Raw genomic sequence first — 25,280 nt, 5'->3', positions numbered from 1 at the left:
CTCGGCTTCAGAGGGGGCGCAAAGTAACGTCCTGCCGGGTCAGCCCGGCGCCGCGTGCGGCGACCTCAGCTCGTCATCGCGACGGCGCCGGGGTGGGGGAATTTGGGGTGGCCATCAGTGGGGGAGTTTGGGTGGCCGCCGGGGCGCCAGCACGACTGGTGTTGCCCATTTTCTTGGTTGACATGGTTGACATGGTTTACATGGCTGTCGTGAGCTGTGAACGGGCGTCCGGGAGTTCTCCATGTCTACAACTGCACAAGCCGTTACCAAGCCGAAGCGCAATCGGCTTCAGAAGTTGCTCGACCAACTCGTCGCTACCGAGCGTGCATTGGTCGAGACACAACGACATTCCGCATTTAAGCGTCCCCGTGGCGCAAAGCGCCTGGCGCCTGAGGCCCGCCGCGAAATTCAGAAGGTGTTCCAGCTCGCAGACAACATCAGCGCCAAGCTGCAGGTACTCCGAGGTGCTGTCGAGCCGGACGCTCAGGCCGTTAAGCCTCCTTCGCGGCAAGTGGCCGCGGTGAAGAAGCCGGCGTCTGGACCTGCTCGCGACGATGTGCGCGCAACCTTCGAAGGGTTGCTGGAAAAGGGGGCGCTGCTGGAGAGCGCCCAGTTCCAGGAGCGGGCAGGCATCACGCGGCAGGCCTTGAGCAAGGCCGTCACCGCCAAGCGCATGTTCTATCTTGAGGTAGGTGGCATTCGAGCCTACCCGGCTTTCTACCTTGATGATTCGCTGGAGCGTGTGCAGGTTGAGGCAGTGACCAAGCTGCTGGGCGACCTCTCTGGTGGCAGCAAGTGGCTGTTCTTCATGACGCCGAAGGGCTCGTTGGCCAAGGCCCATTCGGGCCGCGCTCGCACGCCTCTTCAGGCTCTGATGGACGGCGACTTCGAAAAGGTGAAGCAGACGGCCGCTGGGCATGCGGAACGCTGAGGCATGGTGACCAAGTTGCTGCCTCCGCCTGGGGCCGGGGAGTTCGCGAAGCTCAAGCTCCGCATCAAGAACGTCGACGCGACCAAGCTCCATCGCATTTCTCGTTACACCAGCGGCGAGCCTCACTTCGGGCGTAGTGGAGCCAATCGCTTCGACGACCGGCGCAGGTCTTCGGCACCTGCTACCTGGGCTTCGATGTCCCAACTGCAGTCGCGGAGACCGTTCTTCACGACGAAATGCCCGTGCGCGGTCGCTTCGGTGTGGCCCAGTCGGACTTCGAGTCGCGCCAGATGGTGCGCTTTCCGGCGGGCAGTATGCTGAAGCTGGCCGACTTCACGAGGGCCGCGTTGAAGGTTCTCGTCGGCGACAGCTCGATTTCCACGGTCATGCCCTACGACTTGCCGCAGCAGCGGGCCGCAGCCGTCCACACACATCCCGACCAGGTGGACGGGATTTGTTACGTCTCCCGGCAACTGAACGACCGCAAGGCGGTCGTGGTGTTCGACCGGGCCATGGGCAAGCTGGGTGCCGCAGCCCACTACCGTCTCTGTGGTTGGACGGGGCTGCGGCGACTGCGAAACACCGTTTGTATCGACTGCGTCGCGCCCTGACTGAGGGGAGCAGTGTCGCAACTGCTTTGAGCCGTACCTCGCGCGGCCTGCCTCCAGATTTTTTCAACAGAGCCTGCGGTGTTTCTCATGCTGAAAGACACCTGATTGAAAACCTGCGTTGGCTGGCTCATTCCATGAGCCAGTGAGGGCGTGGCCTGGGCGTGTCTCACTGAGGAGCGCGTCCACGGCCAACAGCCTGATCCAATTTCAGCTCGGCACGTCAATCCCTGAACTTCACAAGAGCTTCGGCGCCGAAGTGCAGTGTGCCGAGGCGATCCGGCGCGCGCGCTGGCCGAGCGGCTTTCGCTGCCCGCGGCGCGCTCGCTTGCCTATCTCTGCAGCAGCTTGATGCGGATGCGTCCGGGCAGGCCGGCCTGGCCGAGTAGCGCCTCCAGCCGTGGCAGCAGGTGACGCAGCTTGGCGGCGACGGCTGCGTTGGCGACCAGCAGGCTCCAGCCATCCTCGTCGAGCGGGCCGGGCTGTACGCTGGCCAGCAGATGGCCGGGCAGGGCCGGGCCGATGACGCGCAGCCGGCGCCGTGAGGCCTCAAGGCGGGCGCTGAGCTGGTTCAGGCCCTCATGGGTGCGCAGCGCCACCGCCACCGGCGTGGGCGAGGGTACGGTGGCGCGCACGCGTTTTGGGGTGATGTAGCGGGGCGCGGAGGACATGGCCGCAGTGTAGTGAGCCGGCGCCCGGGACATGGCCCACTGCTAAACTGCGCCGTTTTGCGCGGCCAGGCAAACCCGCCTTGCATTGCCGCGCCACGCCCCCAGATTCGCGCCTCCACCGGTCAGGCCGGCCATGCCGGCGCCCGCCAGCACACCATTTCGCAGCATGTTGCCCAAGCTTCTCACCTCGATTTTCGGTAGCCGCAACGAGCGTCTGCTAAAGACCTACCGCCGCACCGTGCAGCAGATCAACGCGCTGGAGCCGAAGTACGAGGCCTTCAGCGACGACGAACTGCGCGCCCAGACGGTCGAGTTCAAGCAGCGCATCGCCAACGGCGCGACGGTGGACGACATCCTGCCCGAGGCCTTCGCCGTCTGCCGCGAAGGCAGCAAGCGTGCGCTGAAGATGCGCCACTTCGATGTGCAGCTGATCGGCGGCATGGTGCTGAACGCCGGCAAGGTGGCCGAGATGCGTACCGGCGAGGGCAAGACGCTGATGGCCACGCTGCCGGTCTACCTGAACGCGCTGACGGGCAAGGGCGTCCACGTCGTGACGGTGAACGACTACCTCGCGCGCCGCGACGCCGAGTGGATGGGCAAGCTCTACAACTTCCTCGGCCTGTCGGTGGGCATCAACCTGCCGCAGATGCAGCGTGAGGAGAAGCAGGCCGCCTACGCCGCCGACGTTACCTACGGCACGAACAACGAGTACGGCTTCGACTACCTGCGCGACAACATGGTGTACGAGACGGCCGACCGCGTGCAGCGCGGCCTGGCCTACGCCATCGTCGACGAGGTGGACTCCATCCTCATCGACGAGGCGCGCACGCCGCTGATCATCTCGGGCCAGGCCGATGACCACACCGACGTCTACCTGCGCATCAATGCCGTCGTCCCCGGCCTGAAGAAGCAGATCGGCGAGCTGGACCCTCGCACGGGCGAGGGCGTCATCGAGCCGGGCGACTTCACGGTGGACGAGAAGTCGCACCAGATCCACCTGACCGAAGACGGTCACGAGGTGGCCGAGCGCCTGCTCACCCAGGCCGGCCTGATCCCCGAGGGCGCCAGCCTGTACGACGCGGCCAACATCACGTTGATGCACCACCTCAACGCGGCGCTGCGGGCTCACCACGTCTATCACAAGGACCAGAGCTACGTCGTTCAGAACGGCGAGGTCATCATCGTCGACGAGTTCACCGGCCGCCTGATGGCGGGTCGGCGCTGGAGCGACGGCCTGCATCAGGCCGTCGAGGCCAAGGAAGGCGTGGCCATCCAGGCCGAGAACCAGACGCTGGCATCCATCACCTTCCAGAACTACTTCCGCATGTACGGCAAGCTGTCCGGCATGACGGGCACGGCCGACACCGAGGCCTATGAGTTCCAGGAGATCTACGGCCTCGAGACCGTCGTCATCCCGCCCAACCGCCCGACCATCCGCAAGGACGAGCTGGACCTGGTCTACAAGACCGACAAGGAAAAGTACAACGCCGTCATCGACGACATCCGCGCCTGTCACGAGCGCGGCCAGCCGGTGCTGGTGGGCACGACGTCCATCGAGAACTCGGAGCTGATCTCCCAGCTGCTGAACCAGGCCAAGCTGCCGCACAACGTGCTGAACGCCAAGCAGCATGCCAAGGAGGCGGAGATCGTCGCGCAGGCCGGCCGGCCTGGCGTCATCACCATCGCGACCAACATGGCCGGCCGCGGCACCGACATCGTGCTGGGTGGCAACGTCGAGAAGCAGGTCCAGTTCATCGAGGCCGACGAGGCCATTCCGGCCGACGAGAAGGCGCGCCGCATCCAGCAGCTCAAGGACGAGTGGCAGGGCCTGCACGACAAGGTGCGTGCCGAGGGCGGCCTGCGCATCATCGCGACCGAGCGCCACGAGAGCCGCCGCATCGACAACCAGCTGCGCGGCCGTGCTGGCCGTCAGGGCGACCCGGGCAGCTCGCGCTTCTACCTGTCGCTGGACGACCAGTTGATGCGCATCTTCGCTGGCGAGCGCGTGCGCGCCATCATGGACCGGCTCAAGATGCCCGAGGGCGAGGCCATCGAGGCCGGCATCGTCACACGCAGCATCGAAGGCGCCCAGCGCAAGGTCGAGGCGCGCAACTTCGACATCCGCAAGCAGCTGCTGGAATACGACGACGTGTCGAACGACCAGCGCAAGGTCATCTATCAGCAGCGCAACGACATCCTCGAGGCCGAGGGGCTGGTCGCACAGATCGCCTCGCTGCGCGAGTCCACGCTGACCGACGTCGTGCGTGGTTTCGTGCCCGCCGAGAGCCTGGAGGAGCAGTGGGACCTCGCCGGCCTGGAGCAGGCGCTGCGGAGCGAGTGGCAGATCGACCTGTCGCTGACGGACCTCGTCAAGAAGAGCGACTCCATCAACGACGAGGAGATCGTCGAGGCCGTCGTCAAGGCCGGCGACGAGCTGTTCCAGGGCAAGCTGGACCGCGTTGGCATCGAGCAGTTCAACCCCTTCATGCGCATGGTGCTGCTGCAGAGCATCGACCAGCGCTGGCGCGAGCACCTCGCGGCGCTGGACTACCTGCGTCAGGGCATCCACCTGCGCGGCTACGCACAGAAGAACCCCAAGCAGGAGTACAAGCGCGAAGCCTTCGAGCTGTTCTCGCAGTTGCTGGATCTGGTGAAGATGGAGGTCACCCGCACGCTGATGAATGTGCGCATCCAGAGCCAGGAAGAGGCCAACCAGGCCGCGGAGGCGATGGAGCAGCGCGCGGCGGGCGTGTCCAACGTCACCTACCAGCATCCCAACGAGGACGGCTCCGTCAGCCAGGACGTCGATCCCGCGACGCTGCTGGAGCAATACGGCCATGTCGGCCGCAACGACCCCTGCCCCTGCGGCAGCGGCAAGAAGTTCAAGCTCTGCCACGGCAAGCTGGCCTGATCCGGCTGCCTCGACAGGCCGGCATCGCCGGCCCGTTTTTCGTTGGGGCCGCCCATCCTGAGGGTTAGGCGTGAGTTTGCGCACGAATCGCGGCCTCGGACCACATGCATGGGGGGTGCGCCGATCGGGTCTAGCCCCCTAGAGTGCAGCCCGTGCCCGGTGGCCCTCCGGGTGAGCTCGAACGAGAAACAGAAAGCCCGCCATGAAGACGTTGACCGCCGTTCTCTCCGCACTGACCCTGGCCACTGGCGTGGCCACGGCCGCTCCGGTGCCCGTCAACGGCAGCTTCACGCCGGGCTCCGGCCCCTTCACGCAGAGCTACAGCTTCACGCTGGACCAGGCGGCCAGCTTCTCCGGCATGCTGCAGTCCATCAGCAGCACGTCCGACAACCTGACGATCATTTCATTCCTGCTCAGCAACGGGAGCACGCAATACCTGTTCAGCGTGGGTGCCGACGGCACCGGCTTCGCCGGCATCGACACGAAGCAGTCGTCCAAGGTCGTCAAGGGCCACGTGATCACCGAATACATCACCAGCTACAGCTGGAGCCCGGTCTTCTTGAGCGCGGGTGACTGGACCGTCACCGTGGCCGGTAGCCAGGCAAGTGACAAGGCCGGCGGCACTCTGACGGTGAACTTCGGTGACCCGAGCAACGACCTGCCTGAGCCGGCCTCGCTGGCCGTGGTCGGCACGGCGCTGGCCGGGCTCGCACTGGCCCGGCGCCGCATCGCCCGCTAACCTCCTTCGAACCTCGACGGTCTCCAATCATGATGACAAGCAAGAAGACGAACTGGCTGATCGCACCGATGCTCGCGCTGACGCTCAGCGGCGCGGCTTATGCAGATAGCTGGGATGTGCGCTACGAGTCGACCGATGGCATCATCGCCACGACCTCCGGCACACAGAACGGATACCTGACCGGCGCGATGACCTTCGTCAATACCCAGGGCAGCAGCTTCGAGGCCTTCTGCGTCGAGCTGGCCCAGGGGCATGCACCAAGCTCGGCCGGTTTCCTGAGCTACACCAAGGGCAGTTTCACGATTCAGCAGGAAGGCCTGCTGCAGTCGCTGTTCTCCAGCAGCTACGTCTCGGTGTCCACCGCTGAGCAGAAGGCCGCCTTCCAGGTCGCGGTCTGGAAGATCATGGAAGAAACCTCGCCCGCCGCGAAGTTCGACCTGTCCGGCGGCAGCTTCCAGTTCTGGTATCTGAGCGAGACCAGCACGCAAGCGCAGGATGCATCCTTCGCCGCGCTGGCCAACTCCTATCTGCTTGCCGCAAGCAACTACAGCGGCCCGGCCCAATACCAGCTGACTAAGCTGGTCAACGGCACGTACCAGGACTTCGTTGTCGCCAACCCGGTTCCGGAGCCCGAGACCTATGCGCTGCTGCTGGCCGGCCTCGGCGCTGTCGGCCTGGTGGTGCGTCGCCGCCGCGTGCACTGAACGCACCGGCCGCGTACGGCCTTGCGCCAAGGCTCCTTCGGGAGCCTTTGTTTTTGGGTGCGCCCAGCATGGGCGCACATCCTGGAGGTGCAAGTCCTCCCGCGAGCTGGTCACAGCGAGCGAAGTGAAGCGCAACTGCACGAGGGCGACCGGATGTGGGGAGGAAGCGTGGAGCGTGAATCGCGAGCCGATGAACAAGAACCGCATAGAAGGCGCTGCCGAGCAGGGCGAGCGGGCCAATGACCGCAAGGCTCTCAACGACGTGCCTACCACCGCCTGACTCGACCGACTGGGCTTGCCCCGACTCTCCTGACCTCAAGCGCTCGAACCGCCTGGTGCGGACCCGCATGCCCGGTGGCGTGGGAGGGGCGGACCGACATTGGCTCCCCCCATCCTGATCGCGCGCCGACCCGTCTCGCCGGGTTCCTACAATCCGCGCGCTGCATTCAACTCGAGCCCGCGCGCCATGCCCGTCAATCTCTCCGCTCCCGATCCCGCCACCCTGTTGCCCGTGCCGGGCGTGCGCCTCGGCGTGACCATGGCCGGCGTGCGCAAGGCCAACCGGCGCGACCTCAGCGTCATCGCCCTGGACGAGGGCGCGGCCGTCGCCGGCGTGTTCACGACCAACCGCTTCTGCGCCGCCCCGGTGCAGGTCTGCCGCGAGCATCTGGCCGGCGGCTCGGCCATCCGCGCGCTGCTGATCAACACCGGCAACGCCAACGCCGGCACCGGCGCCGACGGCCTGGCCCGCGCGCGCAAGACCTGCCAGGCCCTGGCCGACCTGATCGGCTGCGCGCCCGAGCAGGTGCTGCCGTTCTCCACCGGCGTCATCATGGAGACGCTGCCGGTGGACCGCATCAACGCCGGTCTGCCTGCGGCGCTGGCCGCGCTGAAGGCCGACAACTGGGCCGAGGCCGCCGCGGGCATCATGACGACGGACACGCTGCCCAAGGCCGCGTCGCGCCGCATCGAGATCGGCGGCGCGCCCGTCACGCTGTCTGGCATCTCCAAGGGGGCCGGCATGATCCGCCCCAATATGGCGACGATGCTGGGTTTCGTCGCGACCGACGCCAACATCGCGCCGGCCCTGCTGCAGCCGCTGGTGAAGGAGGCTGCCGACGCGTCCTTCAACCGCATCACCATCGACGGTGACACGTCCACCAACGACTGCTTCATGCTGATCGCCAGCCGCCAGGCGACGCATGCCGAGATCACGTCCCTGGACAGCGCCGATGCCAAGACGTTGCGCGATGCGCTGGTGTCGCTGGCCCAGGAACTGGCCCAGGCCATCGTGCGCGACGGCGAGGGCGCGACCAAGTTCATCACCATCACCGTCGAGGGCGGCCGTGACGAGGCCGAGTGCAAGCTGGCGGCCTACGCCATCGCCCACTCGCCGCTGGTCAAGACGGCATTCTTCGCCAGTGACCCCAACCTGGGCCGCATCCTGGCCGCCGTGGGCTATGCCGGCATCGCCGACCTGGACCAGGGCCTGATCGATCTGCACCTGGACGACGTTCACGTCGTCACGCGCGGCGGCCGCCGGCCCGAGTACAGCGAGGCGGACGGCCAGCGCGTCATGAAGCAGAGCGAGATCACCATCCGCGTGGGCCTGAACCGCGGCGGCGCCAGCGCCACCGTCTGGACATGCGATCTCAGCCACGACTACGTCAGCATCAACGCCGACTACCGAAGCTGACCCCGACGCGCCCCTGCGGGTTTGTGCTGTCAGGGGTTACATCGAATGACCATCGGCCCGGCTGCCTGGCGGCGCCGAGAATCGCCGCTTTCCCGCATCCAGGATCCTGTCCGATGAAGCTCACCCTGTCCGCCATCGCCCTCGCCGCCATGCTCGCCAGCGGCGTCCAGGCCCAGACGATGACCTATCCCGTCGCGCGCAAGGTCGAGCAGACCGATGCCTACCACGGCACCTCGGTGGCCGACCCCTACCGCTGGCTGGAGGACGACAACAGCGCCGAAACCAAGGCCTGGGTCGTCAAGCAGAACGAGGTTACCGACAAGTTCCTCGAGGCGATGCCGCAGCGCCTTCCGGCGCGCCGCATCTATACGGGGCTCTACAACTTCGAGCGCTTCGGCATCCCCTTCGAGGAGGGTGGCCGCTATTTCTGGAGCCGCAACGACGGCCTGCAGCAGCAGAACGTCTACTACTGGGCCAAGTCGCTGAAGGACACGCCTGTCGTCGCACTGGACCCCAACGCGATGAGCAAGGATGGCACCGTCGCGCTGAGCGGCGTCGTGCCCTCGCGTGACGGCAAGCTGCTGGCCTACGGTATCGCAGGCGCCGGTTCCGACTGGCAGAGCTGGCGGGTGCGCGACCTCGCGACAGGCCAGGACCTGGCCGACAAGATCGAATGGGTCAAGTTCAGCAACGCCACCTGGACGGCCGACGGCAAGGGCTTCTTCTACGCCCGCTATGACGCGCCCAAGGAAGGCGAGAAGCTGACCGGCGCCAACTACTTCCAGAAGCTGTACTACCACCGCCTCGGCACGCCGCAGAGCGAGGACCTGCTGGTGACCGAGAACCGCGAGGACAAGGAATGGGGCTTCGGCGCCCAGGTGTCCGACGACGGTGAGTTGCTGATCATCAGCATATGGAAGAGCGCCGGCAGCAAGAACGGCCTCATGGTGCTGCCCCTGCCCAAGGGTGCCTACGCGGGCGGCAAGCCCCAGCCCATCGCGCTGGGCTTCGACGCGCAGTACACGCCTGTCAACGTGATCGGCGGCAAGCTCATTGTCAAGACCGACAAGGGCGCGCCGCGCGGCAAGCTGGTCGCCATCGATCTGAAGAACCCCGCCCAGGCCAACTGGGAGACGCTGGTGGCCGAAGGCCCCGACGCGATGACCGCCGCCTCGGCAGTGGGCGGCCGCTATCTGTTGAGCTATCTGCACGACGCCGCGACGCTGGTGCGCGTGCATGGCGCCGACGGCAAGCGCCTGTCCGAGGTGGCGCTGCCCGGCATCGGCACGGCCGGTGGCTTCGGCGGCCGCTGGAACAGCAAGGAGACCTTCTTCAGCTACACCAGCCTGACGACGCCGGCCGAGATCCACCGCTACGACGTCGCGACCGGTCAGATCGAGCCGTTCAAGAAGCCCAAGACCGCCTTCGACACCGAAGAGTTCGAGACCCGCCGCGAGTTCGTCACGAGCAAGGACGGCACGCGCTTCCCCATCTTCATAGCCGCGAAGAAGGGCCTGAAGTTCGACGGCAGCAACCCGACGCTGCTGTACGGCTACGGCGGCTTCGACATCTCCATCACGCCGGCCTACGGCGTCACGTCGGCCACCTGGCTGAAGATGGGCGGCGTCTACGTCATCGCCTCCATCCGAGGCGGCGGCGAGTACGGCTCGGCCTGGCACGAGGCCGGCACCAAGCTGCGCAAGCAGAACGTCTTCGACGACTTCATCGCCGCGGGCGAATGGCTGGTCAAGAACAAGGTCGCCAGCCCCGCCACGCTGGCCATCAACGGCGGCTCCAACGGCGGCCTGCTGGTGGGTGCGGTCACCAACCAGCGCCCGGACCTGTTCGCCGCCGCCGTGCCGCAGGTCGGCGTGATGGACATGCTGCGCTACCAGAACTTCACGATCGGCTGGGCCTGGGCGACCGACTTCGGCACCAGCAAGGACAGCCCCGAGATGTTCAAGGCGTTGTACGCCTACTCGCCGCTGCACAACATCAGGAGCGGCGCCAAGTACCCGGCCGTGCTGATCACGACCGGCGACCACGACGACCGCGTTGTGCCGGCGCACAGCTTCAAGTACGCCGCCACGCTGCAGGCCGCTGACACCGGCCCGGCACCCAAGCTGATCCGCATCGAGACCAATGCCGGCCATGGCGCCGGCAAGCCCACGTCCAAGATCATCGAGGAGCGCAGCGACATCCTGGCCTTCATCGCCAACACGATGAAGCTCGAGGTCAAGTGACGCGAGGGGTCGCCTTGCGCGACCTGGGCGTCACCGACCTCGACGCCCTCGTTCAGCTCTATCAGCATCTGAACGCCGGCGACGCGCCGCCTGCACCCGAGGCGGTGCGTGCCGTGTTTGCGCATCCGGGCCTGCGCCATTTCGGGCTTGTCGACGGCGGGCAGCTCGTCGCCAGCTGCAACCTCGCCGTCATCCCCAATCTGACGCGTGGCGGCCGCAGCTACGGCGTCATCGAGAACGTCGTCACCCATGCCGACCACCGGGACCGCGGCCATGGCCGGGCGGTCATCCGGCACGCGCTTGAAGAGGCCTGGAAGGCTGGCTGCTACAAGGTCGTGCTGACGACCAGCCGCAAGGACCCGGCCGTCTGGGCGTTCTACGAGCGCTGCGGCTTCGACGGCGGCGACAAGCGCGCCTTCGTCATCCGCCGCCGGCCCTAGAAGTTCACCGCCTTGGTCCTGAGGCCGCGCGCCACCAGCGTTGCGTTGATGAGCTGGGCCTCCTCGCGGCTCGGGAAGGGCCAGACGGTGGCGCGCCAGCCCTCGGGCGTCTGGACGATGTCGCTCTGCAAGGACTGCGGGCTGCCGTACACGGCCGTCAGACCGGCCTGCATCTTCTTCAGCAGCGCCTCGGCCTCGGCCTTGTTGCCCGGCGGGCCGACGAGCGCGACGACGAACTGCCCTGGCGACTTGGCCATGCCGGCCAGGCGCGGGTCGGTCGGAGGGGGCAGGCTGGCAGCCGGCGTGGGTGGCGCCGGGGCTCTGGCGACGGGTACCGCGGCCGGTCTAGCCGCGTGCAGCGGCGGCCGTTTCGCGCCTTCGGCGCGTTCCACCAGGCGAGGGCGGATGTCGGGCGGCGATGCCGCCGCGTCGGGCTCGCTGGCGGCCGGCTCCGGCTCGGTCGACGGCACCGATGCGGCCTCGGAGGCCGGCGGGACCGGCATCTCCGGCACCGCGGCGGACGCCGGGACGGGCATCGAGGCCGCCGGGGCAGGAGCCGGCAGGGCTTCAGCCACACGGCGCGGCCACAGCATCCAGGTGCCGGCCAGGGCCAGCAGCACCAGCAGCGCGGCCGCCGCGCCCAGGCGGCGCGGGTCCCACAGCCGGCGGCCGAGAATCTCCGACGGGATACCGCGGCCGGCCAGCACGCGCGTGCGGTGGCTGCCCAAGTCGACGCCCGCCGTCATCAGATAGATCTCGAAGGGCCAGCCGCTGTGGGCGGCAGCCAGCCGCTCGTCGACGACGACGACGCGCGAGGGGGCGGCCTCGGGCGCGGCAGGCGCCTCGGCAAATCCATGCGCCAGCGCAAACCGCTCGACGCGGGCAAGGCGGGTGCCGGGCAGAAACTTCTCGCTGAAGGCGCGCCATTGCGTGCGCGGCTTGCGGCCAGGCAGGCGGAGGAGCCCTCGCCAGCGTCGCCACAGCAGCGCCAGCGTCGATGGCCGTGGCGCGGCCGCGAGCTCGTCGAAGGTCACGGCGTCGGTGAGGACCGGCTCGACCAGCCCGCCGGCCTCGGCGGACGCGCGTACAAAGGGCAGGGCCACCACACCCACGGTGTGCACGTCGCCCACGGCGATGCGACGCGCAAGGGGGTGGCGGTTGTGCCAGGCGACGATCTGTTCAGCAAGGCGCTCCATGCTTATCGATCTTCGCCCAGCCCGGCGGACGGCAGCGTCGGGATCAGGACCGTCATGTCAGCCCAGTTGCTTGAGCAGCCAGGCGTTCAGGTCCCGGATCTCTTCCATGCAGACGGAATGCGGCATGGGGTAGTCATGCCATTCCACCGCGTACCCGAGGGCTTGCAGCGCATCGCGGCCGGCCATGCCGCGCGCGGGGGCGACCACCGGGTCCTGCGTGCCATGGGCCATGAAGACGGGCAGGTCGGCGTTGGCGGCCGAGCGCTCAGCCGCGGTCGCCGCGGTCAGCGGCAGATAGCCAGACAGCCCCGCCACGCCGCCCAGGCGCTCCGGATAGCGCAGCGCCGTCATCAGCGCCATCGCGCAGCCCTGCGAGAAGCCGACGAGGACGATGCGCTCCGCCGCCACGCCGCGCTGGCGCTCGCCGTCGACCAGCGCCGCGATGGCGGCCTGCGATGCGCGCAGCCCGGCCTCGTCCTCGCGCCGTGCGAGGTCGGTACCGAGGATGTCGTACCAGGCCCGCATCACATGGCCGCCGTTGATCGTCACCGGCCGCTCGGGCGCGTGCGGGAAGATGTAGCGCACCGCGCCCAGGCGGCCCAGGTCCAGCTCGCTGCAGATGGGCACGAAGTCGAAGCCGTCGGCGCCCAGGCCATGCAGCACGATCAGCGTCGTGCGGGGCGCGGGGCCGGTCTCGATGACATGGGTTTCAAGCATGGGCGGGGTTCCAGTCGGAGGCAAGGCGCTCGAAGCGGCGCTCGCCGTGTTCGTCGATGTGCAGCGCGCGCCAGCCGGCGCGGCGGTAGAAGGCTTCGGCGCGCGAGCCGGGCTGGGTGCCCAGGCTCAGGCGCTGCAGGCCGGTCGAGAACAGCCAGCCGACCATCGCGTCGTGGAGCGCGCGGCCATGGCCCTGGCCGTGGCAGATCGGGTCCACGAACATGGCCCAGACGTTGCCGTTGCGGGCGTCGCCGATGGCGAAGCCCGCAATCCTCAGGTCCGGGAGCGGGGCCAGCTCGACGACCCAGCCGCGGCCGAAGTCTTCCAGATGGGCGTGCAGCTCGGCGTCCGAGATGCAGCCCGGCGTCAGCGTGTTCTCTGTGACGGCGTAGCGGACGCGCCAGAGTTCGGCAGTGTCGGCACGCGTGGCGATGCGAAGCGTCATGGCCGCCATTCTCGCGGCCGCGCCGGGGCGCCTACTTTCTCGTCAGCACGACGCGCGTCTCGCCCTCGGCCATGCGCCCCGTGCCTTCGAGTCGACCCTCCGCAGTGCGCAACTCCAGCCGGAGGTCCGCGCATCCGGTGACCTCGGCCGACTGCTTCGCCAGCACCCGCAGCGCGTCGCCTTCGCGGCTTTCCACGACCATGGGCATGCGCCGGCCGATGCGGGGGGATGCGATCCCGCGCGGCTTGCTTGTATGACATCCAGGTGCCTGCGTCGCCCTTGAAGATCACCTCGGCCTGGCGTTGCCTGTCCCCCATGGAGTAGCTGGCCAGCCATTCGCCCTCGGTGTCCGGTGGCTGGGCCGTCGCGGCAGCGTGTGTCAGACCCGGGGCGGAGATGGTGATGTGATGCGTGCGCATGGGTCTCGCGTCGAGCGGGTGATGGTTGGCCGATGCTAGGTTTCCGAGGGCTGCCGTCAATGACGCGACACGCGGACGGCTCATCAGCCGTGATGATCCGGCGCATGGGAAGCCTCTATCTCGTCCGCCACGGCCAGGCCAGCTTCGGCGCGGCCGACTACGACCAACTCAGCCCCACGGGCCGCGAGCAATGCCGGCGCCTGGGTGTCTACTGGCGCGAGCGCGGCCAGCGCTTCGACGCCGTCTTCACGGGCACGCTGCGCCGCCATGCGCAGTCGCTGGCGGGCCTCGTGGAGGGGTATGGCGAGGACTTGCCGGCGGTCGCGCTGCCGGGGCTGAACGAGTACGACAGCGAGGCCGTCGTGAGAGCCATCCATCCCGAGCCGCTGGGCGCACCGACGGACGCAGAGGCCGTCAAGCAGCATTTCCGCCTGCTGCGCCAGGGCCTGCTGGCCTGGATGCACGGCGAGAGCCGGCCGGCGGGCATGCCGGCGTATGCCGACTTCTCGGCCGGTATCGCTGGCGCGCTGGATCGCGCGAGGGCCGTGGGCGTGGGGAGGCATGTGCTCATCGTGTCCAGCGGCGGGCCGATCGCGACGGCCGTCGGCCAGGTGCTGGCCTGCCCGCCAGAGAGCTGCGTGGAGCTGAACCTGCGCATTCGCAACTCTGCCGTCACCGAGTTCGCCTTCAACCCCAGGCGCCATCACCTGGTGAGTTTCAACACCCTGCCTCACCTGGACGCCCCCGACGCCCGCGGACTGGTGACGCACGCCTAGCGCAGCGTTTTGTTCTGTTTGGAACTTAAGCGCTGGTTGGCGCCGATGACCTTCTGCAGGATGTCGCGCGCGCTCTTGGTCCAGATGAAGGGCTTGGGGGCATGGTTGTGATGAGCGACGTACTCGTCGATCGCGGTGACCAGCTCCGGCACGCTGGCGAACACGCCGCGGCGCAGCCGCTCGCTCGTGAGATCCCGGAAGAAGCGCTCGACCATGTTCAGCCATGAGGCCGAGGCGGGCGTGAAGTGCATGTTGAAGCGCGGATGCTCGGCCAGCCATTGCTGGACCGCCGGATGCTTGTGCGTGGCGTAGTTGTCCGCGACCAGATGCAGCGTCTTGTCCTTGGGCGTCTCGCGATCGATCTTGCGCAGGAACTTCAGCCACTCGGCATGGGTGTGGCGCTGCTGGCATTGGCCAATGACCTGGCCGTCGAGCACGTTCAGCGCCGCGAACAGCGTGGTCGTGCCGTGGCGCTTGTAGTCGTGCGTCATCGTCTGCGCGCGCCCCTTCTTCAGAGGCAGCCCCGGCTGTGTGCGGTCCAGGGCCTGCACCTGGCTCTTCTCGTCGCAGCACAGCACCAGCGCATGCTCGGGCGGGGACATGTACAGCCCGACGATGTCTTCGAGCCTCTCGACGAAGCGGGGATCGCGCGAGACCTTGAAGCCGCGCAGCAGATGGGGCTTCAGCCCCTTGGCCTGCCAGTGCCGCATCACGGTGCTGGCGCTCACGCCCAGCACGGCCCCCATCTTGCGCGTGCTCCAGTGCGTGGCCGCCTCGGGCGTGCTCTGCGTGGTCAGCTCCACCAGCCGGTTGACGTCCACCTTCACCGCCGGCGCGCCACGCGGCAGGTCGTGCTCGATGCCTTGCAGGCGCTCCTGCGCATAGCGATCCCGCCAGCGCGCCACCTGCACCCGACCCACCCCCAATTCAGCGGCGATGTCCTTGTTCTGCAGGCCCTTCGCGGCCAGCAGCACGATGCGCGCGCGCTGCGCCAGCCTCACGCTCGTTACCTTCGAGCGCGCCAGCTTCGTCAGCTCTGCTTCCTCTTCCGGGCTCAGCTCAATCGTCTGGGCAACTCGCAACTGCTCGCTCCAATGCAAACCTAACTAGCCCGCAGGACTTGAGCCCTGCGGACTCGCACCCTGAACTATTGGGCTCTGTCTTTGGGGCCTTCTGTCGGCGGCTCGGGATCCGTGCCGCGGGGCTTCTTGCCCGCGTCGCGCTGAGCCTTGCGCTTGGCCTGCTTGGCCTCGAACTCTTGCTTCTCGGCCAGGTAGCGCTCGGCGCCACGTTGCTCGATCTTGGCCTTGGCTTGCGCGATCGCCGCCAGCCGATCCTCGCGCCGGGCGATCTCGGCGGGCACGTCCATGCCGTCGGGCACGCCCGCGCGGTCGCTCTTCTCGGCCAGCGTCAGCAGGGTCTGCACCTCTTGGCGCAACTGCGCCTCGATCTTGTTGACGTGCGCCCACGACAGGGCCTTGTGCTTGCTCGCGTTGGCCTTGATCTTGGTGCCGTCCAGCGCGATGTGGCCGAGCTTGAGAAGCTTCATCTCGCGCGCCAGCACCAGCACCTGCACGAACAGCGCCTCGATCTCCTTCAAGAAGCGCCGCCGGAACGTGGCCAGCGTATCGTGGTCAGGGTGCGTGTTGGCCGCCACGTAGCGAAACGCCACCGAGTCGTAGGTCGCCCGCTCGATCTTGCGGCTGGAATGCACGCCGTTGGCGTACCCATAGATCAGCAGCCCCAGCAACACCGCCGGATGATGGGCCGCGGAGCCTCTGCCCGAGTACTGTCGGGTCAGCTCATCCAGATCGAGTCGGTCGATGACTTCAACCACAAAGCGCGCCAGATGATCAGTGGGCAGCCATTCATCTACCGAGGGTGGCAGCAAATAGGCAGTGTCTCGATCGATAGCAACGAAGCGGCTCATCGGCGGGGGCAGTCCTGCTGGCTCGGCTCCTTACGCCCTGCGATAGGCTCGAAAGTCCGACAAGCCCCCACGGGGCACCGTATACGCGCCAGCGGGGCTGAAGGCTCATGGCAAGGGAAATGGCGGCTCGCAGCGGTGTTTTCGTGTGGATCTGTAAATCGTGATTCTGGCGTCTGTCAGGCTTGACAAGACGAGACGGCGAGCGCGCGAGGCCGCAGCCATACGGCCCCCCCGGGCGGGTGGCCCGGGACCGGCCTCAGGCGGGGCGGCGGCGGCGCGTCGCAGCGACCGCTGCCAGTGCGAGGCCGGCAAGCGCGAGCGAGGCGGGTTCCGGCACGCTGTTGCCGGCGCTGGTGCCGGAGTTGGGGCTGCCGCTGGACCCGCCGCCGCCGGTCGGCTGGACATAGGCCATCGTGACCGACAGCAGGTCGCCCACGGGCTTGCTGTTGTTCGCCTGGGTGAAGCCGACCTTCAGCTGCGGCGCTGTGACGGTGGTGAGGTTGATGCCGCTGCCCATCAGCTGGATGGTGAAAAACAGGTCATTGACCAGCGGCAGGTTGGCCAGGCCATCCAGGCAGATGCCGCCGGAGTTGGCGTTCTTGTTGCAGCCCTGGCCGCCCAGCTCGCCCGTGAAGGACGCCAGCGTCCAGGTGACCGGCGCGCCGGCGTTGGACGACACGGTCACGTTGACGCCCGTCAGGCCGGCCAGATTGCCCAGGCCCTTGAGGCCGAGGTAGCCGAGGCTGGTCGCGGAGCTCCAGTTGCCGGTGGCATGGTTGGCGTTCCGGATGTCCAGCGTGAAGGTGTTGGCGTTCAGCGTCTGAAGGTTGAAACCCACCCCTTGGCTGGAGGTGACGAAGTCGGCATGGGCCGACGCTGCAAGGGCCGTCAGCAGCGTGACGGCGGCGAGGCGCAAGGACTTGGACATGTTCGGGGTTCCCTGAAAAGCTGGAAGTCAGAAATCAACTTCAAGTTAGGGGGGACTCTAAGAAAGAAGCCCCCTGTCGTGCATCCCGCGCAGCAGGGGGAGGGCGGGGCGATTCGTGCAGCAATGGACATCTTTCCCGCGAACAAGGGGGGCGTGGGCGATCCGGGACAATCCCGGCCGATGCCTGCACCGCTCTTCACCTCGCTGATCACTCCGCCGCCCGTCGCGTCCGCGCCCGCCCGCGAGCGCTTTCTGCATCTGCTGCGCCTGGCCCTGGCCGGCGGCCAGTTCGGCAAGTTGCTGTTGTCCGGCCCGGTCGGCGGCGAAGACGAGGTCGAGCGCCTGACCGTGCGCCTGGTCGAGCTGCGCGGCGAGGCCCAGCTGAGCTTCCTGTGGCGGCACCGCACCAAGGACGTCACCAAGAACCAAGTGCCCGAGGCGGGCCTGGCGGAGATCGCGGCCCTGCTGGGCGCGCGCTTTCGCAACGCCCATCTGCATACCTCGGCCGAGGAGGTGCAGTTCGCCGTCAGCCGCAAGGGCCGCGAGACGCTGCGCGTGACGCGCCTGGATGCCGCCGAGGCTCCGCCCGCGGCGGCCCACGACAAGGCCAAGCAGCGGCCGCTGGACATCGCCCACCCCGTCTGGTCGGCCCTGGGCCTGACCCATCTCGTCAAGGGCGAGCCGGCCCTGGTGCCTGCAATGGCGCGCAAATGGAAGCAGATCAACCGCTTCGTCGAGATCCTGTCCTCGGCCGTCGAGGAGGCGGGGCTGGCGGGCCCGGTGCGCGTGGCCGACTTCGGCTCGGGCAAGGGCTATCTGACCTTTGCCGTGCACGACTGGCTGCGGTCCCGGGACCTGTCGCCACGCGTGACCGGCATCGAGTTGCGTGACGACATGGTCCGGCTGTGCGGCGGCATCGTCGACAGCGAGGGCCTGACCGGCCTGCGCTTCGATCAGGGCGACGTCAGGACGCAGCCCGTGCAGCCGCTGGACGTGATGATCGCGCTGCATGCCTGCGACATCGCGACCGACCATGCGCTGCACGTCGGCCTGCAGTCCGGCGCCCGCGTCATCATGAGCTCGCCCTGCTGCCACAAGGAGCTGCGTCCGCAGATGACGTTGCCGGCCGTGCTGCGGCCCATGCTGCAGCATGGCATCCATCTGGGCCAGGAGGCCGAGATGGTGACCGACTCGCTGCGCGCGCTGCTGCTGGAGAGCCAGGGCTACCGCACCCAGGTGTTCGAGTTCATCGCGTTGGAGCACACCAGCAAGAACAAGATGATCCTGGCCGTGAAGGCGCAGGGTGCCGCGGCCGAGGCGCTGGCCGCGCGACGGCCCGAGCTGCTGGCACAGATCGCCGAGATCAAGCGCTTCTATGGGCTGCGCGAGCAGCGGCTGGAGCAGTTGCTTTCAGGCCGCGACCAGACCTGACACCGGCGCCCGCCCCAGCGCGCGGCACAGCTTGGACCAGGCCATGTCGTCCAGCAGCGCCCGGGCCGAGTCCAGCACCGGCGCCTGCGCCTCGGGCGGCAGGCTGCCGATGAGCGCGGCGCGCTCGGCAGGGTTCAGCGCCGGGATCAGCCAGCGCAGCCACACGCTCATCTCCTGCGGCCCGACGTGGGCATGGATGCGGCCCTCGATGGCCTGCAGCTCGACGTCGCCATAGGCAGCCCACAGCACCTGGTTGTGGCGGGTCTCCTCCACGTCCATGTGCTCGAAGTTCTCGGCGACGAAGGCGGCGAGCTGGCGGTAGAGGCGGTGCGCGGCGGCGGCCGTGGGCAGTGCGCGCAGCGTGGCAGCCTCGGCGCGCAGCGCCGCGATGGCGTCGAGATGCTCCCGGTGCTCGGCCGCGATGGTGGCGCTTGTGCCGGGGCGGTGCGCGTCCAGCGCCGGGTGCACGAACTCGTTCTCGTGACGCAGGTGCTGCGCGGCCGCGTCCAGCAACGCGTCGAGCCGGGCCAGGCCCGCCGCCAGTTCCTGCGGGTCGTCGAGGTCCAGCCGGCCCATGACCGCCAGCGTGTCGGTCATGAAAAGGCGCAGGGCCTTGTGGATGGGAGCGTAGAGGTCGTGGCGATTCGGGGTGTTCATGGTGGGCACCAGGTGTGAGGACAGGCCGCCAGTGTTCAGGCCCGCCCGCGCGCCGCCATCGCTCCGAGGAGCCATCTCCCGTGGCGCGCGGTGCTGGCCCGTCGGAGCGATGGCGGCGTGAGGGGGGCTCGGCACAGTGCCGCCACTTCCACCCGACGGAGACCTCCATGAAACTGCTGATCCCTCTGGCGCTGCTGCTTGCGACGGCCGCGCAGGCGGCGCCGCGCGAGCGCATCGAGCGCGGCCGCTACCTCGTTGCCACCAGTGGCTGCGCCGACTGCCACACGCCGCTGAAACCAGGCCCGCGCGGTCCCGAGCCCGACGAAGCGCTGGCCTTCGCCGGCCACCCGCAGGCGCTCGCCATGCCGGCCGTGCCGGTGTTGCCGGCGGGGCCGTGGCTGGTGGTGTCCTCGGCGACGAACACGGCCTGGGCCGGCCCCTGGGGCGTCAGCTTCACGGCCAACCTGACGCCCGACCCTGACACGGGCCTGGGCCGCTGGAGCGAGCAGGACTTCGTGCAGACGCTGCGCAGCGGCCGCCACCTCGGCCGGGGGCGGCCGCTGCTGCCGCCCATGCCCGCCGCCTATGGCCACATGACGGATGACGACCTCCGCGCCGTGTTCGCCTACCTGCGCACGCTGGCGCCCATCCACAACCGCGTGCCAGCACCGCTGGCGCCACCATCGCACTGACAAGGCAAGGATCCGACATGAGCTCCCCGCTTTTCCGCACCGCACTCCCGCTGTTCCTCGCGGCCGCGCTGACCGCCTGTGGCGGTGGCAGCACCACCACTCCGGCGCCCGACAGCAAGCCGGACAGCCCGCCCCCGCCGCCACCCGCCGGCTTCAGCTTCACGCTCGACACCAGCAAGGCCGTCGTCCGGCAGGGCGGGCAGGCAACGGTCGCCGTCACCGTGCAGCGCGAGGCCGGCTTCACCGACGCCATCCAGTTCAGCGCCGACGGCCTGCCCAGCGGCGCGACGGCCGCCGCCCTCAGCGTCGCGGCCGGCAGCAACACCGGCACGCTGACGCTGCAGGCCGGCGCCACGGCGCCGCACTCGCTGCCCACCGGCGTCACCGTCAAGGGCAGCGGTGGCAGCGCCAGCAAGACCCAGCCGCTGACCGTCACCGTGCGCGGCGCGGCCGGCGACATCGACACCAGCTTCGGCGGCGGCATCCTCATCACGCCCGGTGGCCTGACGGACGACTATGTGCGCGGCGTCGCCGTGCAGGCCGACGGCAAGGCCGTCGTCGTCGGCTACGGCGTGTTCGGCGGCGGCGCCACCGGCACCGACTTCATGCTGCTGCGCCACCTGCGCGACGGTGGGCTGGACACCAGCTTCGGCAACGGCGGCAGGGTCGGCACCGCGTTCAACAACGGCAGCCGCAGCGGCGAGGCGCTGGCCGTGGCCGTGCAGCCCGACGGCAAGATCCTCGTCGCCGGCACCAGCGACCAGGGTGCCAGCGGCTACGACTTCGCGCTGGCCCGCTACAACGCCGACGGCACGCTGGACGCGAGCTTCGGCACCGGCGGCCGCGTGACGACCTCCTTCGGCAACGGCGACGACAAGGCCTATGCGCTGCTGCTGCAGCCGGACGGCAAGATCGTGCTCGGCGGCGGCAGCAACCAGGGCGCCACGGGCAACGATTTTGCGCTGGCCCGCTACCTGCCCAACGGCAGTCTCGACGCGGGCTTCGGCAACGGCGGCAAGGTGCTGACCGCGATCGGCGCCGGCGGCAAGAGCGAGACGGTCTACGCGCTGGTGCTGCAGACCGTGGCCGGCGCCGCGCGCATCGTCGCGGCCGGCGGCGAGGGCGACTTCATCGCCGCTGCCTATCGCGACGACGGCACGCTGGACGCCGGCTTCGGTACGGCCGGTCTCGTGCACGGCCTGTTCGGCAGCGTCACAGGCGCGGCGCGCGGCATCGTTGTCACGGCGGACAACAAGCTCGTGCTGGCCGGCCACCGCGACCACCATGTTGCTGCCGCGCGCCTGCTGCCCGATGGCAGCCTGGACGCCGGCTTCGGCTCCGGCGGCCGCAGCGTGGTCGTCGTCAATGCCGACAACTGGGACGAGGCCACGGCCCTCGTGCAGCAGACCGACGGCAAGCTGCTGCTGGGCGGCTGGGTCTACACCCTCGGCACCAGCGCCGACACCGTGTTGCTGCGCCTGAACGCCGATGGCAGCGTCGACACCGGCTTCGGCCCCGGCGGCCTGCGCGTCACGCCGGTGGCCGCCGGCACCAAGAGCGACGCCGGCCGCGCGCTGGCGCTGCAGCACGACGAGCGCGTGCCCACGGTGCGCGTGCTTCAGGCCGGCGAGGCCAACGGCAGCGACCTCGACGTGGTGCTGATGCGTCACTGGCTGTGACGGGCTCCTGCCCACCAGCGACCTCGGCGAGCGGGGTCGCAGGGCGGCCGGGATGAGCCCGGCTCGAGTCCAAAGGAAACGCCCCGCCCGGCGTGAGCCGTTCGGGGCGCAAGAGCGCTTCACGCCGCCCGGGACGCTCCCGCGAGGGGGCGTGGGGCTGCGGCGTGCATCACAGCGCAGGCGGCCAGCGGAGCGACACCGGGAGGTGACGCGGGCAGGCCCGGATCTCGTGCTTTCGTGGTCGCGGGCGGATCGCGTTCCGCCTCGCCAGGGGCCGCAACGTTGCCGGGGGCCGTGCACTGGTGACGGGATGAATCATCGGCGCAGCCGGCCGTGAACGAAGCCACGATCAGCCGGGGCGGTCCCGGCTTTATTTCGCTTCAGTGGGCGTGGGCTTCGGCGCGCGTGGGCGTCACCCGCAGCCGCACGGCGGGCGCGCGTGGCTTCGGGTTGTCGGCCGTCGGCAGCTCGGCCCAGAACCATTCACCCTGGGTGCAGACCTGGCGCACCGCGAAGGTCAGCTCGCCCGGCGCGGACGGCAGCGTGGCGCGCAGGATGAATTCGTCGTACCAGGCATCGGGCAGATAGCTGGCCTCGCTGTCGGCCGTCCAGCGCACCTCGGCCAGCTCGTCGGTGACGGGCTGGCCGTGGCTCTCCAGGGGCGTCTTCAACGGACGGCGCAGGGTGGTCAGCGTCCAGCCGGGCTTGGGCATGGGACGGGCGCCGCGCAGCCCCCCGGGCAGGGTGACGACGATGGCCTTGGTGGCCGCGCCGCCTTCGCAGCCATGGCCCACCTTGAAGACGGCGCGGTAGCTGCTGCCGGCCGGCGCCTCGGGCTGGTCCAGCGTGATGTGGGCCTGGGCGGCGCCGGCGAGCGCCAGCAGCGGGACGGTGAGGAGGGTCTTCATAGATCGAACTTCAGCTCGGCCATGTAGCTGCGCTGCGGGTAGTTGTGGAAGTTCCAGTATTTGTAGTTGTTCAGGTTGTCGATGCCAAAGGCGGCGCTCCACTGGCGGTCTATCTTCCACAGCAGGCGCACATCGGCCGTGGCGTACTTGCTCACACCCATGTAGGCGAAGCCGTTCACGTCGGCATTGTTCAGCGTGCGGTACTGGCGGCCGCTGTAGCGTGCAGCAAGGCTGGCGCTCCAATGCTCGTCCAGGCGCCAGCTGGCGAGGGCCGTGGCGCGCCAGCGCGGGATGTTGGGCTGCCAGCGCCCGACGGTGTCGCCCGGCACGGCAACGAAGCCGGCGTTGGCCTTGATCTTCGAGTCCGTGTAGGTGACGCTGGTCGACAGGTCAAGCCCCTTGAGCAGCCAGTCGGTCGCGCCCAGCGTCGCCTCCAGGCCGGTGGTACCTATCCGGGCGATGTTCTGCACGCGGCTGACGTTGCGGTTGGCGGCGGTGTCGAACACCGTCTGCGAGTACAGCGAGTTGCGCGTCGTCTCGGCGAAGAAGGTGAGGCGGGATTGCAGCGGCCCCCAGGCGGACTCGGCGCTCAGCTCGGCCGTCCAGGACTTCTCGGGCTTGAGGCCGGGATCGTTGATGTACTGCGAGTTCGCCGTCGACGTGGCGCCGTAGAGCTCGGAGACTGTGGGCATGCGCACGGCCCGGCCCAGCGAGGCCTTCAGCACCATCTCGGGCGCGGCCTGCCAGGACAGCGCGGCCTTGGGCGACAGGAAGTTCTCGCTGCGCGACGCATAGACGCTGGGCGGCGGCGTCCCCGTGGCGGAGAAGTCGGTGCGGCCGTCGTAGGCCTGCCAGTGTTCGGCGCGCAGGCCCAGCACGGCCCTCCAGTCGGGGGCGGGCAGCCAGGCGTCCTGGATGTAGGCCGCCTGCAGCTGCGTCCGGCCCTGGACCCTGCTGGCCAGCGCGCCCGGGCCGTCGTTCAGGTAGTTGCCGGCGATGCTGGAGGTCAGGTAGCTGAGCCGGTAGCTGTCCTGCTGCAGGCCCAGGTCCACGACATGGCCCGTGCCGGCGGGACGCCAGATGCCCCTGAGGGCCAGCGTGTGCCAGCCCGTGCCGCTGCCGTCGGCCAGCGTGCCGGCGCCGCCCGTCCAGGCGCCGGGCTGCCGGTTGTTCACGTCGTTCTGGCGCTTGTCGTCCTTCTGGTAGTCGTAGAGGCTGGCCGCGACTTCCCAATCCCAGGTGCCACCGCCGTGGCTCTTGACCGACAGCCCGTGCATGACGTGGCGCAGTTGCTCGCGCGTGAGGGCGAAGTCGCCGCCGGTCGGTGCCGCGAACTGCTTGCCGTCGATGACGATGGGGCCCGAATAGACCGGCTTGCCGGCCGCGTCGCGCAGCCAGCTCTCGGAGTTGCCGTCCGAGTCGTTGCGCCACAGGCCCACCAGGTAGCTGGCGCGCAGGGTCGGGCTGAGGTCGTAGGCCAGCTTGAGCTTGAGGTGGTCCTGCACGGTGCTGTAGCGCGTGCCCGCGCCTATCAGGTACCAGGGCTGGTTGCTGCTGTTGGGCTGGAGCACTGCGCCTGTCACCGGGACCGCGCCGCTGCCCGGCGTGACGGCGCCGCCCGCGCTGGCCAGGCGGGTCGCGAAGGTCAGCGGCTGGCCCTCGCTGTCGGTTCGGTTGACGTTGAGCCACCAGCTGAAGGCGCCCGCGCGGTCGCCCAGCGAGGCGCCGGCCTGCCAGGCGCGATAAGTCTTCGTCGCGCCCCAGAGGTCGGAGGACTGCGAGCTGTAGCCGAGCTTGGCGTGGGCCTCGAACCGGGTCGGCATGCGCGTCTGGTAGTCCACCACCGCGCCCACCGAGTTGCCCGGGTAGGCGGCCGAGAAGGGGCCGTACATGACGTCCACGCGCTCTATCTCCTCGGGCGTGACGAGGCCCCAGCGCGGCGGGAAGCTCAGGCCGCCGACGCCGTTGCCGAGGTAGTTGGACAGCAGGATGCCATCGGCATAGACGGCCGAGCGGGCGCTGTTGCCGGTGCCCGAGGCGCGGCTGGACAGGATGGCGTGGTTGTAGTCGCCGATGTAGCGCTTGCGCACCAGCAGGCTGGGCAGGTACTTGAGCGCGTCCTCGGCATCGGTCGCGTTGATGCCGCGCTCGATGTCTTCCCGCGAGACGGTCTCGCGCGTGGTCGGGATGTTGGTGGGCAGCGACGAGGGGGCAGCGCCCTGAACCCGCACCAGGGCCAGCTTGTTGCGGGTGGGCGTGGGGGCCGGTTCGCCGGCGGAGGCGGTGATGGCGACGGGCGCGTCATCGCCGCAGTCGCAGTCGTCGCAGGCGCGGGCCGCGGCCGGCACCAGCAGTGGCAGCGCGGCGCAGGCCGCAGCCGCGCGCGCAAGGGCAGTCTTCTGGATCATGATGAGGCGGGATCTGAGTCGGTCGCGCCCGGTGTGGGCGGCGGCGGGTGCCGAGGCCGGAAGCCTCGGCAGGGCAGGGGACTCAGGCCCGACGGCTGGCACGCCGCCGAGCCTTGGACGGGCGTCGAACCGGCCGCATGGCCAGCTCTCG

Annotated in this window: 22 protein-coding genes and 2 pseudogenes; 13 read left to right on the top strand and 11 right to left on the bottom strand. The window is 68.9% G+C overall.

All coding sequences use genetic code 11. From position 1 onward, the window contains the following. Positions 1 to 241 precede the first annotated feature (241 nt). The 3 genes and pseudogenes from JOY88_RS15195 to JOY88_RS23210 form a co-directional block, all read left to right on the top strand. A complete protein-coding gene (locus JOY88_RS15195; protein ID WP_293503469.1) occupies positions 242 to 931 on the top strand; it encodes a hypothetical protein in 690 nt (229 codons plus the stop codon). A 185-nt stretch (positions 932 to 1,116) separates the two neighbouring features. Further along, complete coding sequence (locus tag JOY88_RS15190; protein WP_524539227.1) at positions 1,117 to 1,542, top strand: RES domain-containing protein; 426 nt, start codon at positions 1,117 to 1,119, stop codon at positions 1,540 to 1,542. A gap of 196 nt (positions 1,543 to 1,738) precedes the next feature. Then, positions 1,739 to 1,855, top strand: a pseudogene (locus JOY88_RS23210) (IS1595 family transposase); the annotation flags it as partial. A gap of 16 nt (positions 1,856 to 1,871) precedes the next feature. On the opposite strand, the gene JOY88_RS15185 reads toward JOY88_RS23210, so the two are convergent. Then, positions 1,872 to 2,210, bottom strand: coding sequence for a hypothetical protein (locus tag JOY88_RS15185; protein ID WP_293503468.1), 339 nt, complete (start codon positions 2,208 to 2,210; stop codon positions 1,872 to 1,874). Between the two features lie 166 nt (positions 2,211 to 2,376). Between JOY88_RS15185 and secA the strand changes: the two genes are divergently transcribed. From secA to JOY88_RS15155, 6 genes are all read left to right on the top strand, one after another. Further along, the gene (gene secA, locus JOY88_RS15180; RefSeq protein ID WP_293503467.1) at positions 2,377 to 5,121 is read left to right on the top strand and encodes a preprotein translocase subunit SecA; all 2,745 of its coding nucleotides are present in this window, start codon (positions 2,377 to 2,379) and stop codon (positions 5,119 to 5,121) included. 202 nt (positions 5,122 to 5,323) lie between these two features. Then, on the top strand, positions 5,324 to 5,860 hold the full coding sequence (locus JOY88_RS15175) for a PEP-CTERM sorting domain-containing protein (protein ID WP_293503466.1): 537 nt from the start codon (positions 5,324 to 5,326) through the stop codon (positions 5,858 to 5,860). Positions 5,861 to 5,892: 32 nt separating this feature from the next. Next, a complete protein-coding gene (locus tag JOY88_RS15170) occupies positions 5,893 to 6,564 on the top strand; it encodes a PEP-CTERM sorting domain-containing protein (protein ID WP_293503465.1) in 672 nt (223 codons plus the stop codon). A gap of 466 nt (positions 6,565 to 7,030) precedes the next feature. Next, positions 7,031 to 8,260: a bifunctional glutamate N-acetyltransferase/amino-acid acetyltransferase ArgJ gene (gene argJ / locus JOY88_RS15165; protein ID WP_293503464.1), complete on the top strand. Its 1,230-nt coding sequence runs from the start codon at positions 7,031 to 7,033 to the stop codon at positions 8,258 to 8,260. Between the two features lie 113 nt (positions 8,261 to 8,373). Beyond that, positions 8,374 to 10,503, top strand: coding sequence for a prolyl oligopeptidase family serine peptidase (locus JOY88_RS15160; RefSeq protein ID WP_293503463.1), 2,130 nt, complete (start codon positions 8,374 to 8,376; stop codon positions 10,501 to 10,503). Beyond that, complete coding sequence (locus tag JOY88_RS15155) at positions 10,500 to 10,943, top strand: GNAT family N-acetyltransferase (protein ID WP_293503462.1); 444 nt, start codon at positions 10,500 to 10,502, stop codon at positions 10,941 to 10,943. Before JOY88_RS15160 ends, JOY88_RS15155 begins: the two co-directional genes overlap by 4 nt. Here the strand turns inward: JOY88_RS15155 and JOY88_RS15150 are convergent. From JOY88_RS15150 to JOY88_RS15135, 4 genes are read right to left on the bottom strand one after another with little or no spacing between them, the layout of a single operon-like run. Beyond that, on the bottom strand, positions 10,940 to 12,139 hold the full coding sequence (locus JOY88_RS15150) for a hypothetical protein (RefSeq protein ID WP_293503461.1): 1,200 nt from the start codon (positions 12,137 to 12,139) through the stop codon (positions 10,940 to 10,942). The two genes, JOY88_RS15155 and JOY88_RS15150, sit on opposite strands and share 4 nt — an antisense overlap. Positions 12,140 to 12,196: 57 nt before the next feature. Next, positions 12,197 to 12,856 carry an alpha/beta hydrolase gene (locus JOY88_RS15145; protein WP_293503460.1) on the bottom strand — a complete coding sequence of 220 codons (660 nt, stop codon included), beginning with the start codon at positions 12,854 to 12,856 and terminating at the stop codon, positions 12,197 to 12,199. After that, positions 12,849 to 13,301 carry a GNAT family N-acetyltransferase gene (locus JOY88_RS15140; RefSeq protein WP_293503459.1) on the bottom strand — a complete coding sequence of 151 codons (453 nt, stop codon included), beginning with the start codon at positions 13,299 to 13,301 and terminating at the stop codon, positions 12,849 to 12,851. Before JOY88_RS15140 ends, JOY88_RS15145 begins: the two co-directional genes overlap by 8 nt. Positions 13,302 to 13,332: 31 nt before the next feature. Continuing rightward, positions 13,333 to 13,509, bottom strand: coding sequence for a hypothetical protein (locus JOY88_RS15135; RefSeq protein WP_293503458.1), 177 nt, complete (start codon positions 13,507 to 13,509; stop codon positions 13,333 to 13,335). 315 nt (positions 13,510 to 13,824) lie between these two features. Here JOY88_RS15135 and JOY88_RS15130 point away from each other — a divergent pair, with 315 nt between their 5' ends. Then, on the top strand, positions 13,825 to 14,496 hold the full coding sequence (locus JOY88_RS15130; RefSeq protein WP_293503457.1) for a histidine phosphatase family protein: 672 nt from the start codon (positions 13,825 to 13,827) through the stop codon (positions 14,494 to 14,496). On the opposite strand, the gene JOY88_RS15125 is transcribed toward JOY88_RS15130, so the two are convergent. From JOY88_RS15125 to JOY88_RS15115, 3 genes and pseudogenes are all read right to left on the bottom strand, one after another. Beyond that, the gene (locus JOY88_RS15125) at positions 14,493 to 15,578 is read right to left on the bottom strand and encodes an IS630 family transposase (RefSeq protein ID WP_524539226.1); all 1,086 of its coding nucleotides are present in this window, start codon (positions 15,576 to 15,578) and stop codon (positions 14,493 to 14,495) included. The genes JOY88_RS15130 and JOY88_RS15125 overlap by 4 nt on opposite strands. 68 nt (positions 15,579 to 15,646) lie before the next feature. After that, positions 15,647 to 16,426, bottom strand: a pseudogene (locus JOY88_RS15120) (transposase); the annotation flags it as partial. Positions 16,427 to 16,682: 256 nt separating this feature from the next. After that, entirely contained in the window at positions 16,683 to 17,354 is a 672-nt protein-coding gene (locus JOY88_RS15115) for a PEP-CTERM sorting domain-containing protein (RefSeq protein WP_293503456.1), read from the bottom strand. Between the two features lie 180 nt (positions 17,355 to 17,534). Between JOY88_RS15115 and JOY88_RS15110 the strand changes: the two genes are divergently transcribed. Further along, positions 17,535 to 18,785, top strand: a complete 1,251-nt coding sequence (locus JOY88_RS15110; RefSeq protein WP_293503455.1) for a class I SAM-dependent methyltransferase — start codon at positions 17,535 to 17,537, stop codon at positions 18,783 to 18,785. Here the strand turns inward: JOY88_RS15110 and JOY88_RS15105 are convergent. After that, positions 18,765 to 19,442, bottom strand: coding sequence for a hemerythrin domain-containing protein (locus tag JOY88_RS15105; RefSeq protein WP_293503454.1), 678 nt, complete (start codon positions 19,440 to 19,442; stop codon positions 18,765 to 18,767). The genes JOY88_RS15110 and JOY88_RS15105 overlap by 21 nt on opposite strands. Positions 19,443 to 19,609: 167 nt before the next feature. Here JOY88_RS15105 and JOY88_RS15100 point away from each other — a divergent pair, with 167 nt between their 5' ends. Together JOY88_RS15100 and JOY88_RS15095 are read left to right on the top strand one after the other, a co-directional pair. After that, positions 19,610 to 20,134, top strand: coding sequence for a c-type cytochrome (locus JOY88_RS15100; protein ID WP_293503453.1), 525 nt, complete (start codon positions 19,610 to 19,612; stop codon positions 20,132 to 20,134). Between the two features lie 17 nt (positions 20,135 to 20,151). Continuing rightward, positions 20,152 to 21,813, top strand: a complete 1,662-nt coding sequence (locus JOY88_RS15095; protein ID WP_293503452.1) for a delta-60 repeat-containing protein — start codon at positions 20,152 to 20,154, stop codon at positions 21,811 to 21,813. Positions 21,814 to 22,193: 380 nt separating this feature from the next. On the opposite strand, the gene JOY88_RS15090 is transcribed toward JOY88_RS15095, so the two are convergent. Together JOY88_RS15090 and JOY88_RS15085 are read right to left on the bottom strand one after the other, a co-directional pair. Further along, on the bottom strand, positions 22,194 to 22,721 hold the full coding sequence (locus JOY88_RS15090; RefSeq protein WP_293503451.1) for a YcnI family copper-binding membrane protein: 528 nt from the start codon (positions 22,719 to 22,721) through the stop codon (positions 22,194 to 22,196). Beyond that, positions 22,718 to 25,129, bottom strand: coding sequence for a TonB-dependent receptor (locus JOY88_RS15085; protein WP_293503450.1), 2,412 nt, complete (start codon positions 25,127 to 25,129; stop codon positions 22,718 to 22,720). Before JOY88_RS15085 ends, JOY88_RS15090 begins: the two co-directional genes overlap by 4 nt. Between the last annotated feature and the right edge of the window lie 151 nt (positions 25,130 to 25,280).

The sequence above is a fragment of the Roseateles sp. genome, assembly GCF_019237615.1.
Taxonomy (GTDB): Bacteria; Pseudomonadota; Gammaproteobacteria; order Burkholderiales; family Burkholderiaceae_C; genus Pelomonas.
The sequence above is the reverse complement of the archived record's forward strand: the minus strand, read 5'-3'. Positions and strand labels throughout refer to the sequence as shown.

Coding starts and splice junctions, on each gene's coding strand:
- JOY88_RS15195 (WP_293503469.1), top strand. CDS start 242: ATGTCTACAACTGCACAAGCCGTTACCAAGCCGAAGCGCAATCGGCTT.
- JOY88_RS15185 (WP_293503468.1), bottom strand. CDS start 2,210: ATGTCCTCCGCGCCCCGCTACATCACCCCAAAACGCGTGCGCGCCACC.
- secA (WP_293503467.1), top strand. CDS start 2,377: ATGTTGCCCAAGCTTCTCACCTCGATTTTCGGTAGCCGCAACGAGCGT.
- JOY88_RS15175 (WP_293503466.1), top strand. CDS start 5,324: ATGAAGACGTTGACCGCCGTTCTCTCCGCACTGACCCTGGCCACTGGC.
- JOY88_RS15170 (WP_293503465.1), top strand. CDS start 5,893: ATGACAAGCAAGAAGACGAACTGGCTGATCGCACCGATGCTCGCGCTG.
- argJ (WP_293503464.1), top strand. CDS start 7,031: ATGCCCGTCAATCTCTCCGCTCCCGATCCCGCCACCCTGTTGCCCGTG.
- JOY88_RS15160 (WP_293503463.1), top strand. CDS start 8,374: ATGAAGCTCACCCTGTCCGCCATCGCCCTCGCCGCCATGCTCGCCAGC.
- JOY88_RS15150 (WP_293503461.1), bottom strand. CDS start 12,139: ATGGAGCGCCTTGCTGAACAGATCGTCGCCTGGCACAACCGCCACCCC.
- JOY88_RS15145 (WP_293503460.1), bottom strand. CDS start 12,856: ATGCTTGAAACCCATGTCATCGAGACCGGCCCCGCGCCCCGCACGACG.
- JOY88_RS15140 (WP_293503459.1), bottom strand. CDS start 13,301: ATGACGCTTCGCATCGCCACGCGTGCCGACACTGCCGAACTCTGGCGC.
- JOY88_RS15135 (WP_293503458.1), bottom strand. CDS start 13,509: ATGCCCATGGTCGTGGAAAGCCGCGAAGGCGACGCGCTGCGGGTGCTG.
- JOY88_RS15130 (WP_293503457.1), top strand. CDS start 13,825: ATGGGAAGCCTCTATCTCGTCCGCCACGGCCAGGCCAGCTTCGGCGCG.
- JOY88_RS15115 (WP_293503456.1), bottom strand. CDS start 17,354: ATGTCCAAGTCCTTGCGCCTCGCCGCCGTCACGCTGCTGACGGCCCTT.
- JOY88_RS15110 (WP_293503455.1), top strand. CDS start 17,535: ATGCCTGCACCGCTCTTCACCTCGCTGATCACTCCGCCGCCCGTCGCG.
- JOY88_RS15105 (WP_293503454.1), bottom strand. CDS start 19,442: ATGAACACCCCGAATCGCCACGACCTCTACGCTCCCATCCACAAGGCC.
- JOY88_RS15100 (WP_293503453.1), top strand. CDS start 19,610: ATGAAACTGCTGATCCCTCTGGCGCTGCTGCTTGCGACGGCCGCGCAG.
- JOY88_RS15095 (WP_293503452.1), top strand. CDS start 20,152: ATGAGCTCCCCGCTTTTCCGCACCGCACTCCCGCTGTTCCTCGCGGCC.
- JOY88_RS15090 (WP_293503451.1), bottom strand. CDS start 22,721: ATGAAGACCCTCCTCACCGTCCCGCTGCTGGCGCTCGCCGGCGCCGCC.
- JOY88_RS15085 (WP_293503450.1), bottom strand. CDS start 25,129: ATGATCCAGAAGACTGCCCTTGCGCGCGCGGCTGCGGCCTGCGCCGCG.